General features: G+C 43.7%; 15 protein-coding genes. 11 read left to right on the top strand and 4 right to left on the bottom strand.

The window, feature by feature from the left end:
- Positions 1-12: 12 nt before the first annotated feature.
- Positions 13-186, bottom strand: a complete 174-nt coding sequence (locus H4K34_RS12305) for a hypothetical protein (protein ID WP_210757690.1) — start codon at positions 184-186, stop codon at positions 13-15.
- Positions 187-256: 70 nt separating this feature from the next.
- Here H4K34_RS12305 and H4K34_RS12300 point away from each other — a divergent pair, with 70 nt between their 5' ends.
- A complete protein-coding gene (locus tag H4K34_RS12300; RefSeq protein ID WP_210757689.1) occupies positions 257-568 on the top strand; it encodes a hypothetical protein in 312 nt (103 codons plus the stop codon).
- An 18-nt stretch (positions 569-586) separates the two neighbouring features.
- Complete coding sequence (gene fumC / locus H4K34_RS12295; RefSeq protein WP_210757688.1) at positions 587-1,984, top strand: class II fumarate hydratase; 1,398 nt, start codon at positions 587-589, stop codon at positions 1,982-1,984.
- Positions 1,985-2,050: 66 nt separating this feature from the next.
- On the opposite strand, the gene H4K34_RS12290 is transcribed toward fumC, so the two are convergent.
- Positions 2,051-2,626, bottom strand: coding sequence for an acyl carrier protein phosphodiesterase (locus H4K34_RS12290; RefSeq protein ID WP_210757687.1), 576 nt, complete (start codon positions 2,624-2,626; stop codon positions 2,051-2,053).
- Positions 2,627-2,746: 120 nt separating this feature from the next.
- On the opposite strand from H4K34_RS12290, the gene H4K34_RS12285 reads away from it, so the two are divergent.
- The 3 genes from H4K34_RS12285 to H4K34_RS12275 are packed head-to-tail and all read left to right on the top strand — an operon-like array spanning position 2,747 to position 4,333.
- A complete protein-coding gene (locus H4K34_RS12285; protein WP_210757686.1) occupies positions 2,747-3,124 on the top strand; it encodes a hypothetical protein in 378 nt (125 codons plus the stop codon).
- A gap of 31 nt (positions 3,125-3,155) precedes the next feature.
- Positions 3,156-4,034, top strand: coding sequence for a transporter family protein (locus H4K34_RS12280; RefSeq protein WP_210757685.1), 879 nt, complete (start codon positions 3,156-3,158; stop codon positions 4,032-4,034).
- On the top strand, positions 4,031-4,333 hold the full coding sequence (locus tag H4K34_RS12275; protein WP_210757684.1) for a hypothetical protein: 303 nt from the start codon (positions 4,031-4,033) through the stop codon (positions 4,331-4,333). The genes H4K34_RS12280 and H4K34_RS12275 overlap by 4 nt, the downstream gene beginning before the upstream one ends.
- Positions 4,334-4,523: 190 nt before the next feature.
- Here the strand turns inward: H4K34_RS12275 and purS are convergent, their stop codons facing one another.
- Together purS and H4K34_RS12265 are read right to left on the bottom strand one after the other, a co-directional pair.
- Positions 4,524-4,775: a phosphoribosylformylglycinamidine synthase subunit PurS gene (purS, locus tag H4K34_RS12270; RefSeq protein ID WP_210757683.1), complete on the bottom strand. Its 252-nt coding sequence runs from the start codon at positions 4,773-4,775 to the stop codon at positions 4,524-4,526.
- Positions 4,776-4,786: 11 nt separating this feature from the next.
- Positions 4,787-5,497, bottom strand: a complete 711-nt coding sequence (locus tag H4K34_RS12265; RefSeq protein WP_210757682.1) for a CDP-alcohol phosphatidyltransferase family protein — start codon at positions 5,495-5,497, stop codon at positions 4,787-4,789.
- Between the two features lie 101 nt (positions 5,498-5,598).
- Between H4K34_RS12265 and H4K34_RS12260 the strand changes: the two genes are divergently transcribed.
- The 6 genes from H4K34_RS12260 to H4K34_RS12235 all read left to right on the top strand — a co-directional run bounded on the left by H4K34_RS12260 (position 5,599) and on the right by H4K34_RS12235 (position 12,599).
- Complete coding sequence (locus H4K34_RS12260; RefSeq protein ID WP_210760584.1) at positions 5,599-6,633, top strand: putative type IX sorting system protein PorV2; 1,035 nt, start codon at positions 5,599-5,601, stop codon at positions 6,631-6,633.
- Positions 6,633-7,352 carry a hypothetical protein gene (locus tag H4K34_RS12255; RefSeq protein WP_210757681.1) on the top strand — a complete coding sequence of 240 codons (720 nt, stop codon included), beginning with the start codon at positions 6,633-6,635 and terminating at the stop codon, positions 7,350-7,352. The genes H4K34_RS12260 and H4K34_RS12255 overlap by 1 nt, the downstream gene beginning before the upstream one ends.
- A complete protein-coding gene (locus H4K34_RS12250; protein WP_210757680.1) occupies positions 7,336-8,358 on the top strand; it encodes a threonine aldolase family protein in 1,023 nt (340 codons plus the stop codon). Before H4K34_RS12255 ends, H4K34_RS12250 begins: the two co-directional genes overlap by 17 nt.
- 30 nt (positions 8,359-8,388) lie before the next feature.
- Positions 8,389-9,615: an outer membrane beta-barrel protein gene (locus H4K34_RS12245; RefSeq protein WP_210757679.1), complete on the top strand. Its 1,227-nt coding sequence runs from the start codon at positions 8,389-8,391 to the stop codon at positions 9,613-9,615.
- Positions 9,616-9,648: 33 nt separating this feature from the next.
- Positions 9,649-11,769 (top strand): M48 family metallopeptidase, encoded by a 2,121-nt coding sequence (locus H4K34_RS12240; protein ID WP_210757678.1) that lies wholly within the window; start codon positions 9,649-9,651, stop codon positions 11,767-11,769.
- Between the two features lie 233 nt (positions 11,770-12,002).
- A complete protein-coding gene (locus H4K34_RS12235; protein ID WP_246452109.1) occupies positions 12,003-12,599 on the top strand; it encodes a hypothetical protein in 597 nt (198 codons plus the stop codon).
- Positions 12,600-12,624 lie beyond the last annotated feature (25 nt).

Genomic DNA, 12,624 nt, shown 5'->3' with positions numbered 1-12,624 from the left:
TAAAGCTTAGGACTAAGCCTCTTCTTCTTTGTAGCCAATCATCTTGTAGGCTAATTTAGGAGCCACTTGCTCCAAGCCAATAAGGGTTAACCAGTAGCCTACAAAGAGACCCAAGAATAGCAACATGCTGAAACCCATCAAGAAGATGAACAAAAAGATAAAGAATCCTAATACTTTGGTGAACATCGTTGGTAAATTTGTGGCCGCTAAAGTACAGCAAAAACTCAATCCACTAAAGTCCTAAACACCATTTTTAATGAGTCTGCGCAAATTCCTCACCTTCAGCGCCCTGATCTGCGCCTTCTTTTGCATCTATCTGGGATACTTCGGATTGGAGCAAGAATTTTGGCAAAAGCTATTTGTGGCGGTGCAGGCTAGTAGCTCCGGCCAATGGGATAATCCTCCGGAATGGGCCTTGGGCTTTCGCTGGATGGGCTACCTCTTAATCGCCTTTAATTTAGCCCTCTATTTTTTAGGTAAAAATTGGCACCGCGGCCTCTACCTCGGTATTTTTGTACTCACTTTGCTGTTGACGGTTTTCATCAGCAGTTGGATAATTACACACTAAATTCTCAAATTCAAGAATATGGATTACCGTATCGAAAAGGACACCATGGGCGAAGTTCAGGTGCCCGCCGATAAGTATTGGGGTGCGCAAACCGAGCGTAGCCGTAACAATTTTAAGATCGGAGCAGCAGCCAGCATGCCCATCGAAATCGTGCATGGCTTTGCTTATTTGAAAAAAGCAGCCGCTCACGCCAATGCAGATTTAGGTGTTCTTCCGGTAGAAAAGAGAGATCTCATTTCTAAAGTTTGTGATGAAATTTTAACTGGCAGCCTCAATGATCAATTTCCATTGGTGATCTGGCAAACAGGTTCCGGTACCCAAAGCAATATGAACGTAAATGAGGTGGTAGCCAACCGCGCTCATGTTATTGCTGGCAACAAATTGGGTGAGGGCGAGCGCATGATTCACCCGAATGATGACGTAAACAAAAGTCAGTCTTCTAACGACACCTTCCCTACCGGCATGCACATCGCCGCTTATAAGATGATCGTAGAAACCACCATTCCAGGGGTTAAGCAATTACGCGATACCCTGGCGGCTAAATCCGAAGCCTATAAAAATGTGGTGAAAATTGGCCGTACACACTTAATGGACGCTACCCCCCTAACCTTGGGTCAGGAGTTCAGTGGCTATGTATCGCAATTAGATCACGGTTTAAAAGCCCTCAATAATACTTTGGACCACCTTTCAGAAGTAGCTTTAGGGGGTACCGCGGTTGGAACCGGAATTAACACTCCAGAAGGTTATGCCGAATTAGTAGCGAAGAAAATCGCTGAATTCACCGGTATGCCTTTCCGTTCGGCCGACAATAAATTTGAAGCTTTAGCGGCTCACGATGCCTTAGTAGAAACCCATGGCGCCTTGAAGCAATTGGCCGTTTCTTTAATGAAAATCGCTAATGATATTCGCCTTTTAGCCTCCGGTCCTCGTGCCGGTATTGGTGAGATCTTAATTCCTGCCAATGAGCCAGGTTCTTCCATTATGCCTGGCAAAGTTAATCCTACTCAAGCGGAGGCCATGACCATGGTTGCGGCTCGTGTAATGGGTAATGACACCACTGTAACTGTTGGCGGATCGAATGGTCATTATGAATTGAACGTATTCAAACCGGTAATGGCCCACGCGGTATTAGAATCGGCTCGTTTAATTGGTGATGCCTGTGTTAGCTTCGATGAGCATTGTGCTGTAGGCATTGAGCCTAATCACGATGTAATTAAACGTCACTTGAACAACTCCTTGATGTTGGTGACGGCCTTAAACACAAAGATTGGTTACGAAAAAGCGGCTAAGATTGCCAAAACCGCCTATGAAAATGGTACTACTCTTAAAGAAGAAGCCATCAATTTAGGCTACCTCAGCGCGGAAGAATTCGATGCTTGGGTAAAACCCGAAAAAATGGTAGGCAGCTTAAAATAAGCTCCTCCACAGTATAATTAAAGCGCAAAGGCCATTAGGTTTTTGCGCTTTTTTTATGATCTAAATTCACAACTGATCTTGCACTGCCTTTTGCAGTTCCGGGAAAAAATTTTCGAATCGCTCCTTAAAGAAATCCTCTTGTCGATCGAGCTGAACCACCGCATGGGCCATGCGATTTTCATTTTGAGCTCTGCGCGACATGCCATTTAAACTGCTCTCCAAACCATGACGATGCTGGTAGTTCTTCAACCAATTACCGCGTTCCATATAGGTAAAAGTATGCTGAGCACGCTCGGGTAATACCGACCAATAATCCCGGAACAAATCATAAGCCTTCTGAGCAAAGGCCTCCAGGTTCTCACCAGTCCAGCTATTGAAACTACGGGCCAAAAAATGATCCATTACGATATCATTCACCACTCCGGCATACTTACCCTGGGCGGGTCGCCAGGCTTCGAGCATTTCACCAACTATCGCATGACTATCGGTAAACTCATCAATAAAATGATGCAATTCGATCCCCTTGCGAATCCCTTCCGAATATTGATCGTAAAACTTACGGCGGGTAAAATCAGCAATGGAATTACCAATCATAATTTCCGGATCATTATCACTGAGGGCCAAATGCGCTAAAAAGTTCATAGTTCGAATTTAGGCTTCTTCCTCGGGTCTATCAATCGAGAATGGCATAATTAAGATTAGATTAAAAGATGAAGAAAGTCACCTTGAGCAAAAGCCCATGCTTTTATCTTTGCAGCCATCGTGCAGAAGCTCGCCAGCATACTCCTCCTTAGCAGCCTCTTAGGCCAGCTCTTGTTACCCATTCCGGTAATGCTGGATTATGCTTTGCGCTATCAGGAATATGCGGAGCAATTATGCGAGAATAAGGACAATCCCGAATCGCAGTGTAATGGCAGCTGCCAGGTAGTAAAAATCTTGCAAGGCGATAGCTCCTCTCAAGAAGAACCAGGCTTACCGGCCTTCCGGATTTTCAATGATTGGTTTTGGCTAGGGCCGGATGAAATTCCTCAAACGAATATTGATGCTAAGACCTTTGACAAGCCTTTAGTGCTATCAGAGTATCTTCAACCCTTTTTGGCTCAGGCTCCTAAGCCCCCAAGTTTTACCCGACTCTTTTAATCGACTTAGGTAAAACTTAATTCTCAATTTCATGAAATTCAAAATTGGGCTCAGCATCCTTTTGTTGAGCGTATCCTGGCTGCGCAGTGCGGCCTGCGATGTTTGCAGCTGTGGTAGCATGGCTTTTGGCATGGGCGATTTCACCAATCAAGGTCGCAGTCTTATTAATTTCAATTATCAGCTTAAAAGCTTTCAAGGGCCTTTAAGTCAGGACTATTTCCATCAATTGCAAATCAGTGGTATTTGGGCTCTTTCCAATAATTGGCAAGTAAAACTGAGCCTGCCCTGGATGTACGCAGAGCGAGAGATTAATGATGATGGCAGTCGCGCCGAACTCAATGGCCCTGGCGATTTAAGCTTAAGCCTGCAAAAGAAAGTTTGGTCATGGATGGGCAATGAAAGCAGTCATAGTCTATATCTCTCTGCCGGTATCCAAGCTCCCACGGGAAAATTTGAAGACCGCCCTATTGAAAGTTTGATTGCCCCCAGCTTTCAGCGTGGCAGTGCCAGTTGGGACTTTCTTTTTAGCCTGCAATATGAATATGGCTGGAAGGATTATTTGCTGGTTTATCAAGCGGCCCATGCGCAGAATACCACCAATCACTATGAATATCGTTTTGGTGACCAATGGCTCAATTCCTTAAAAGCGGCCCGTAACTTCGAATGGGGTAGCAAAGGTTTATCGATGTTTTACCTCAGCCTCGACCATCAATATCTGATGCGCGATGTAAACAAGCGAGGTTATTATCAATTTGGAACGGGGGGCAGTGCCTGGTTGGCCGGATTGGGATATCAATACAGTAGTTCCAAATGGTCATTAACGGGCCAATATCAATTCCCGGGATTTGCTCAGATTGGCGACTATCAAAGTGGTAATCAGATCAGCCTAAGCTTCAATTACTTTTTATGAAAAAGGCAATCTTGTTTTCGGCTTTAAGCCTGATGGCATTTACGGCCTGCGAAAAAGAATTTAGTGCTATGGAAGATCAAAGTGCTCCGGAAATTGAATTATTGTTACCCCATCTCCTCGAAGCTACTGCCGGAGATTCCTTGCATTTTGAAGTTCGCATTAGCGACAATGACCAATTGCATGATTGGTATTTGGGCCTCAATAACCTTTCAACGATGACCAAGGAAATTCACTGGTCACAGCATAGTCATAGTCAAAGCGTGGTTTTAGATACCAGCTATTATCTAGACTCCAATTAAGTGACAGTCATTTTCAGCTACAGCTAGAAGCCAGTGATCACAATGGCAATAAGAGCAGTAAAAAAATTGCCCTATTTGTAAAAGCGAAGGGCTAAAAAAAAGAGGCCATTGCAAGAAATAAATCATTGCAATGGCCTCTTTAAAATTATGGGCTTCAGGTATATACCCTAAAGCACTGGGAGCGGATCGATCAAATTTCGAATACCTCGAACTCGTAACCCTCGGTAATAGGGTTAATTAAGAGTTTCTTGCAGGCTTCATCCACCTTAGCACGAGCAGCATCTGCAGAGTCGGCTTCCACCTCTAGGTGAATGTGCTTACCAATGCGAACATCCGAGATCTCGGGTAAACCGATATTCTTCATGGAGTTACTTACTGCTTTACCTTGGGGATCCAATAAAGCCTTATGAGGCATGATGTTGATTTCCGCTTTAAACTTCATAGTTATAATCATTAGGCCCTTTTACCGGGCTTAAATAGGAGTGAAATTAGAAGGTACAAAGGTATAATAAAGGCCAATGCCCTAAAACGTAAAAGCGCAAAAAGCACAACGATCCCTAAAACCAGGATTATTCGCGAGCGATTGGCCTTCCAGGACCAGTCCTTTATTTTGAAAGACATCAGCGGAAGCTCGGCTACCAAAAGTAAGGAGCTAATGATGCTTAAAGCCGTTAAGAAAAAGGGATGTAACAAAATGGCTTCGGTGGTGGGATTGCTGGTAGTTTGGGCCCAAAGGCAAAGGGAATAGAGCAAAATGGCATTGGAGGGCGTGGGTAAACCAATAAAAAACTCTTCCTGCCGATCGTCCAAATTAAACTTCGCCAAACGTAGGGCGGAGAAAATGGGCACCAGCAAAGCTAAATAGGGTAAAAAGTCGGGCAAAGGCTCTCCACTGCGACCGGCTTCCTGAAAGGTGTGAAAGAGGGCAATACCCGGAGCCAAACCAAAGCTAATCAGATCGGCCATGGAATCGAGTTGCAATCCTAATTCGGAATGCACCCCTAGCGCTCTGGCGACCAAGCCATCTAGAAAATCAAAAACCAATGAAGCTCCCAAAAACCAAAGGATCAAATCCCATCGGCCTTCGAAGAGGGCAATTATTGCCAGCACGCCACTGGCCAAATTGGCCAAAGTGAGCATATTTGGAAGATTCCTTTTAAACATAAGGGCAATATTAGCTAATCGCTAAAGTTATGAAGGAGGAAATTTATTTATTTGCCTAAAGAATTCCCTTGAGACGAATCATTCTTTTTTTAGTCCTCCCTATGCTGGCCTTTTCCCAAGGTCGCAAGTATTCGAACGCCTTTTTGGAAATCGGGGTAGATGCCCGTGCCATGGCGCTTTCCAATGCCGTTATTGCATCCACAAATGATGTGAATGCCACTTATTGGAACCCAGCTGGCCTGGCCAATATTCGAAATTCCTGGCAAGCTTCGGCCATGCATGCCGAGTACTTTGCTAGCATTGCCCAGTACGATTATGCCGCTTATGCGCAAGCGATTGATGATTACAGCTCGGGAGGCCTGGCTTTTATTCGCTTTGGGGTAGATGATATCCTCAATACTACCGATCTTATTGATCAAGATGGCAATGTGGATTATGATCGCATCACCCGTTTCTCTGCGGCCGACTATGCCTTGATTGGTTCCTATGCCCGACGTTCCAAAACTGTGGAAGGCCTCAATTATGGCGGAAGTTTCAAATTAGTTTACCGTCAGATTGGTGAATTCGCCAGCTCCATTGGCTTTGGTTTTGATGCCGGTGTACAGTATCGCAAAGGGGCTTGGATGTTTGGCGCTACCCTACGCGACATCACCACCACCTTTAATGCCTGGACCATTCATGAAGATCAATTTGGCGATATCTTCAATTTAACGCCTAATGAATTGCCAACCGAAAATCTGGAGCTTACCATACCACGCTTACTCTTAGGGGCTGGTCGTAATTTTAAGCTGAACGATCGCTATAATCTGCATGCCGAAGCCAGTGCCGATTTAAGTTTCGGTGGTCAGCAAAATGTTTTATTGGGTTCCGATTTTGTAAACTTCAACCCCAATCTTGGTTTGGAGCTCGCCTACCGTAATTTCATCTTTTTACGGGCTGGGGCCGGAAACATCAAAAAGCTGCAAAACTTCGACAGTAGCGAATACTTTAGCCTGCAACCCAATTTGGGGATTGGCTTTGCCTACAAGGGGATCCATCTGGATTATGCCTTAACGGACATTGCCAGTGCATCCGGCACCTTATATTCGAATATCTTCTCTCTACGCTTTAACTTTGAGACCTTCAATAGGTCTTAATGCGCAAAATATTAGTCCCCCTGGGTACCTCTACCCTGGCTTTCATTTACGGATATCATCACTCAGAATGGCTTTGGTTTCTGCTGGCTTTTGCCTGGACTCCTTTATTGATTGCCGCTGAGCGAGAATTTCCAAAATACCTGACTATTACCGCTGGCCTTTGGGTGCTGGCAGGAGCTTCCTTGGGCGCCGAAAATAGTTGGGGTCTTTTTCCGGCTATCGCCTGGATTCTCTACATTTTAGGCAAGGATTATTGGGGACCACAAAGAGCCAATTTGGCTTTTATCTTCCTGATGCTGAGCGCAGAAGCCCTACCTTTTTATTTCGACCTTAAGCCCTGGGATCTGGGCCTGTATATGGCGATCCCCCGAAATAGTGACGTGTCTTATTTGGAGTGGTTCCCTAGAGTGGGAGCTTTGTTCACTTCTGCCAGCTTGCTGCTTAGTAATCTGTTTATCGCTCGATTATGGCTTCACTTTGAACAAAAAAGAAAGATCGCTTGGAGCTGGGCTATTCCCCTCTTAGTCCTTTTAATTTCACCTTGGATTGGCAATGCCTTAAGCGGATTAGAAAACCCTGAGCTCACCGAAAACTGGCCCTTTTTACCTATGGATCAATTTATGGCGCGCATGAGTTTTTTCCTGGCCTTTTTCCTTTTGCTATTTGCGCTGGTCCGTAAATTACTACCCGAAAAGAATGCAGATGATCGATTTACGTAGCGATACCTTTACCAAGCCTTTGCCCGCCATGCAAAAAGCCATGTGGGCCGCCGAGGTGGGAGACGATGTTTTTGGAGAAGATCCCACCATCAATAAACTAGAAGCCAAGGCTGCCGAAATGTTTGGTATGGAAGCGGCAGTATTTTGCCCCTCCGGCACCATGACCAATCAAATTGCGATTAAAACGCATACCGTTCCGGGCCAAGAGGTAATCTGCCATGAATACTCCCATGTTTACAATTACGAAGGAGGAGGCATCGCCTTTAACAGTGCTTGCCAGGTGCGGCCTTTACGCGGACCCAAGGGGAAATTGGAAGCAGCGGAAGTAGCGGCTTCCCTGCAAAATCCATTGGATCACCATGCCGCTACCAGCCGATTGGTTGTTTTGGAAAACACCAGCAATAAAGGAGGAGGCGCATGCTACGATCTCGAAACCATCGATGCTATTCGAGAAATCACCTCAGCCAAGGGCCTGGGCTTACATCTTGATGGTGCCCGTTTATGGAATGCCTTAGTGGCAACTGGTCAAAAAGCCAGTGACTATGGCCGACGCTTTGACTCTATTTCTGTTTGTCTGAGTAAGGGACTAGGCTGCCCGGTAGGATCTCTATTACTAGGATCTAAAGACTTTATTCACGAAGCCCGCTTCATTCGCAAGAAACTGGGCGGCGCAATGCGACAGGCCGGCTATTTAGCAGCGGCAGGCATTTATGCTTTGGATCACCATATTGACCGATTGGCAGAAGACCATGAAAAGGCGCGTCGCTTAGCTCAGGCATTAGAAGCTTCCGGCTGGGTAGAGCCCATTGAAACTATTGAAACTAATATTCTGATTTTCAACCTAAAGCCCGAAAAGTCGATAGAGCAGTTTAATCAACATCTAAGACAGGCTGGTATTTTACATATCGATATGGGACAAGGCAAGCAACGCTTTGTAACGCATCATGATGTTAGTATGGAAATGACGGAAAGGACTTGTGCGGTAATTGCAGACTTAAACAAATAGGCTTAATTTTCGACTGCCTAAAACCTTAACATGTCTGTCTTCTCGCGTTTGTTTATTTGCTTACTGTGTTTGGCATCCTTCTCTGCATTGGGCCAAAATCAATTCAAAGTTGGAAAAATCTGGGCACTGGACGGCCAAGTAAAATCGGTGCAAATTTTAGATGAAGATTGGAAAAACAATCCTCGCAGCCTCAGTATTCGCAAAGACTCCCTTTCCAATGTTCAAGAATTAGCTTTAGAAGAAATCCAAGGCTTCCAAATCGGAGAGGAACTTAAATACCTCAAAGCGACAGTTCTGGTAGATCACTCCTCTTTAGTTACCAGTAAACTTGATAATAGTCCTGCCCCAAAGTTTCAGCAAGAAACGGTTTTACTTCAGGTTCTTTTTGAAGGGGAATTCAACCTTTACTTTTATCAAAATCATACTCTAAACCTCTTATTTTTCAGCCAGGGTAATGACAGTATAATTCCTTTAAGTTACAAGTTATACAGCCCCTTTGGCCGGGAGGTTCGAGAAAACAACTATTTCCGTCAACAATTAAATGAGGCCTTTTCCAACTGGCCAGAAATTGAGCATAAATCAAAATACCTCTCCTACCAAAGAAAGGCCATTCTTCAGCTCTTTAGAGACTATCATCTGCAAAAAGGACTTAGTTTCAAGGAATATCAAAGATTAAAGAGACCATCGCCCTTCAGCTTTAGCTTAACTGCCTCCAGCCGATACTATCAACTTCACTTAAACCAATATCGCGCCTGGTATAATACCGACCTCTATTTTCCTACTAAGCTCAGTTATAGTTTCGGGCTAAGAACCGCCTGGACTCTTCCTTTTCACAACCGGTCATGGGAATTCATAGTTGAGGCGAACTACTACAAAATTGATGCTCAGGGAACAGACGTGCGCAATCCCGGTGCCTTTAATGAAAGAAAGGTAGACTTTGAGCTGAGCTATGAAGCCATTGAATTTCCAATCATGATTAGACGGTACTGGTTCCTTAGTCCCTCCCAAAAAATCTTTGCTAATGCCGGGGCTAAAATCAATTATCGATTAAGCGGGGAGCTGAGCAGTGAAATAATACATCCTGCCCTAGCTGTGTATACCAACCACAGTTTAAATGCTAATATTGGCCTGGGCTATGAGTTCCGCAATCTATCTCTGGAACTGCGCTATAACGCTTTCCAAGATCTTCTACTTGGAGAGGTATTATGGAGAACAGAATTTAGCACTCTGGACCTGGTCCTGGCCTATCGATTTTAAACTTTTCTAATTTCAGGTTTTGCTATTCAAGATATGAAGGACCTTAAAACAATCAATACAGAGCTGAGAAAGAAAAGCCTCATTGCCGCTTTTGGTTTAGGCCTATTTTTCCTTTCCTATCTACTTTTAATCCTATTCGCCTTAGGCCTAGCGATTGGCCTCACTTATGTTGGCGTTCAACTGGTTATTGCATTCCCACGATTTATCACCCTGCTTTTGGCCATTGCCATGATCATAGTTGGGCCCATGATTATTGCTTACCTATTTAAATTTTTAGGCAAAAAGGCAGAAGATCACAAGGGAGTTGAAATCCAAGTGACGGAAAAGGATCAACCTGAATTATTTAAATTATTAAAGGAACTCACGATTAAGGTGAACACCTCTATGCCCAGGAAGGTATTCTTGGTGCCCGAGATAAATGCTGGGGTATATTTCGACTCCAGCTTTTGGAGCCTCTTTTGGCCAGGTCGCAAGAATTTAAAAATTGGCATGGGCCTATTGCATGCCACCAACAGAACTGAATTAGAGTTTATTCTGGCGCATGAATTCGGACATTTCTCTCAAGGTTCTATGATGCTTGGCTCCTATACCTATCAGGTAAATCAAATTTTGACGGTCTTGCTTAGTCCCGATGAAACTCCCCCTAAACCAGAAGAATATGATAATCTGGGTTTAATTAGCATTGGTCAACGCTTTGGGAAAACCATCATTTATGCCATGTCAGAAATCCTCAAGGGCCTTTATAAATTGGTAAATCTTAGTCATTCCAGTTTATCGCGCCAAATGGAGTTCCATGCCGATGCCGTAGCGGCTAGTATTTATGGACCTAAGCCCTTAAAACACTCCTTTAACCGAACAGAGTTCATGGAGAATTGCTTCAGCCTGATGGGCAATTTCTACAATCGCTATCCCGGAAATCAGTACAGTCCTAAAAATTTATATCGCGATTTAGAGATTGTAAAAAAGGTGCTCTGCGAAGAATATGCAATCCCCGAGCATAATGGTCAGCCCTATATTCGACCTACTGAAAAATTCAAACCAATTAAAAGTCAGATAAGCTTTTATGAAAACTGGAATAGCCATCCTGAACATGAAGAGCGGATCGCCAGTTTAGAAGCTCTTTTTGGAAAACAGGAATTCCCGAAGCCCAATCCAGAAACAGCTTTCAAAATTTTGCTAAACCCAACAAAACTAGAAGAAGAACTAAGTCTCGAAATCCTGAAGGCTGATGCTGAGGAACAAAGTCCACTTAAGGATTCTTTAAATGCTGAAGAATTTGAAAAGGCATTCAAGGATCTTTGGAAACAACAAGTTTACCACCCAGTTTTCAATCATTATTACGATCAATGGAATCCAGAGCCCTTTGATTTGGATCTTGCTGCAAAAACGGAAATCAACATTGAAGCCGAAAGTTTATTTCAAATCGAGATTGTAAATTCTATTCACGACTGCCTTTCTATTAGCGAAGACTTGAACATCCTCGCCCATATCTCAGCCAAGGGTATTGATGTAAAACGCTTTCGCTATAAAGATCGTCAGTATAAGCGCCTGGAATGCGGCAAGCTGAGCATGGAACTCCAAAAAGAACAGGGGGATTTAGTCCATAAAATAGCTAAAAACGATCAAAGGATTTATAGCTACTGCCTGGAGCGTGAAAAGCAATTGAACAAAGAACCACGCCTACAGGAAATGTATCAAAATTGGTTTAAGTTCTTGAAACCACAGGAACAAGATCAGGATCAACCCTTGGCAGCACGCATTATGGCCAAAATGGCTTTTATCGAACAGGTTACCCCTTACGAAACCATTGAGAAGAATTTCAAGAACTTAATCCCTCTGGAACAGGAATTCCGGAAGGAATTAGCAAAGCAGCTTGAAAACAAAAGGCTTTGTCAAACTTTAGGCGAAGAGATATTGGAAAGTTTAAGGGCCTATTTAACTGCAAAGGCAGAGTACTTTAAGGGGGAAAAATATCTTGATGATAATCTCCAACTATTCATTAAGGCTTTACAATACTCGCTGCATATTATTTTGCCTGAACTTTTCCAAAACTGCAAAGTCGATGTTTTAGAGTATCAAGCCAGCCTCTTGCCTCATGAACTTTGTTTAGAAGCTGAGAAAAAACAGAAGGAACCCATTCCCATCGAAGACTGATAGCAACAATCATTTTCTAAAACCGGTATCAAAAGGATATAGCTTAAGAAAAGCTATGCAAATACATTTTCGATATCCAAGATGAAAAATAATGGGGACAAACTCTGGGAATCGCAGACTTTCAATGCTTTATTATTTTCAAAATTCTTGCATCTTTAGGGTCTCAATCAAATAAAACCAATATGACCCGAGAAGAAAGGTTGCTGTTCTGCAAGCAATGTGAAAATCAAAAAATGGACCTGAAACAAGGTATCATCTGTAGCTTAACCGGCGCACCAGCGGCATTTGAAGGCACCTGTGATGATTTCGTAGACAGCCCAGAAAAGGCAGCCTTGCACCAATCCCATGCTAGCCCAGAAGTGGATGGTTCGGATACTGTAATCCTAAGCCCTGAAGAGCTGGAAAAATACCGTTCGGAACAAAACCTGGGCTTGGGGATTGCCGCCGCACTTGGAACCGGTTTAGTTGGTGCCATACTATGGGCAACCTTAACTGTGGCTACTGGATACCAAATCGGTTATATGGCCCTGGCTATTGGTTTTGGTGTGGGCTTTATGAATCGCCAGGCAGGAAAAGGTATTGATCCTATTTTCGGAATTAGCGGAGCCATTATTGCCTTGGTGTCGGTTTTCCTTGGAAATATTTTTAGCATCATCGCCATTGCTTCTGATGAACTGCAAAGCACATTCTTTGAAACCCTAAGCATCATAGATTTCAGTTTGCTATTTCAGGTAATGATGGATGATTTTTCTCCCATTGATATTTTATTCTATGGTATTGCCGCTTATGAAGGCTATAAATTCTCTTTCCGAACTTTCGAGAAAGCCTGATATACCAGAACTACCAATATTTAGT

It is taken from the genome of Croceimicrobium hydrocarbonivorans, assembly GCF_014524565.1.
GTDB lineage: Bacteria > Bacteroidota > Bacteroidia > Flavobacteriales > Schleiferiaceae > Croceimicrobium > Croceimicrobium hydrocarbonivorans.
Note: the sequence above shows the minus strand (reverse complement) of the source record. Positions and strands in the feature narration are given on the sequence as shown.

What these genes read in the sequence shown, in the direction of transcription:
- H4K34_RS12305 (WP_210757690.1), bottom strand. Translation starts at nt 186, where the DNA reads ATGTTCACCAAAGTATTAGGATTCTTTATCTTTTTGTTCATCTTCTTG.
- H4K34_RS12300 (WP_210757689.1), top strand. Translation starts at nt 257, where the DNA reads ATGAGTCTGCGCAAATTCCTCACCTTCAGCGCCCTGATCTGCGCCTTC.
- fumC (WP_210757688.1), top strand. Translation starts at nt 587, where the DNA reads ATGGATTACCGTATCGAAAAGGACACCATGGGCGAAGTTCAGGTGCCC.
- H4K34_RS12290 (WP_210757687.1), bottom strand. Translation starts at nt 2,626, where the DNA reads ATGAACTTTTTAGCGCATTTGGCCCTCAGTGATAATGATCCGGAAATT.
- H4K34_RS12280 (WP_210757685.1), top strand. Translation starts at nt 3,156, where the DNA reads ATGAAATTCAAAATTGGGCTCAGCATCCTTTTGTTGAGCGTATCCTGG.
- H4K34_RS12275 (WP_210757684.1), top strand. Translation starts at nt 4,031, where the DNA reads ATGAAAAAGGCAATCTTGTTTTCGGCTTTAAGCCTGATGGCATTTACG.
- purS (WP_210757683.1), bottom strand. Translation starts at nt 4,775, where the DNA reads ATGAAGTTTAAAGCGGAAATCAACATCATGCCTCATAAGGCTTTATTG.
- H4K34_RS12265 (WP_210757682.1), bottom strand. Translation starts at nt 5,497, where the DNA reads ATGTTTAAAAGGAATCTTCCAAATATGCTCACTTTGGCCAATTTGGCC.
- H4K34_RS12260 (WP_210760584.1), top strand. Translation starts at nt 5,599, where the DNA reads ATGCTGGCCTTTTCCCAAGGTCGCAAGTATTCGAACGCCTTTTTGGAA.
- H4K34_RS12255 (WP_210757681.1), top strand. Translation starts at nt 6,633, where the DNA reads ATGCGCAAAATATTAGTCCCCCTGGGTACCTCTACCCTGGCTTTCATT.
- H4K34_RS12250 (WP_210757680.1), top strand. Translation starts at nt 7,336, where the DNA reads ATGATCGATTTACGTAGCGATACCTTTACCAAGCCTTTGCCCGCCATG.
- H4K34_RS12245 (WP_210757679.1), top strand. Translation starts at nt 8,389, where the DNA reads ATGTCTGTCTTCTCGCGTTTGTTTATTTGCTTACTGTGTTTGGCATCC.
- H4K34_RS12240 (WP_210757678.1), top strand. Translation starts at nt 9,649, where the DNA reads ATGAAGGACCTTAAAACAATCAATACAGAGCTGAGAAAGAAAAGCCTC.
- H4K34_RS12235 (WP_246452109.1), top strand. Translation starts at nt 12,003, where the DNA reads ATGGACCTGAAACAAGGTATCATCTGTAGCTTAACCGGCGCACCAGCG.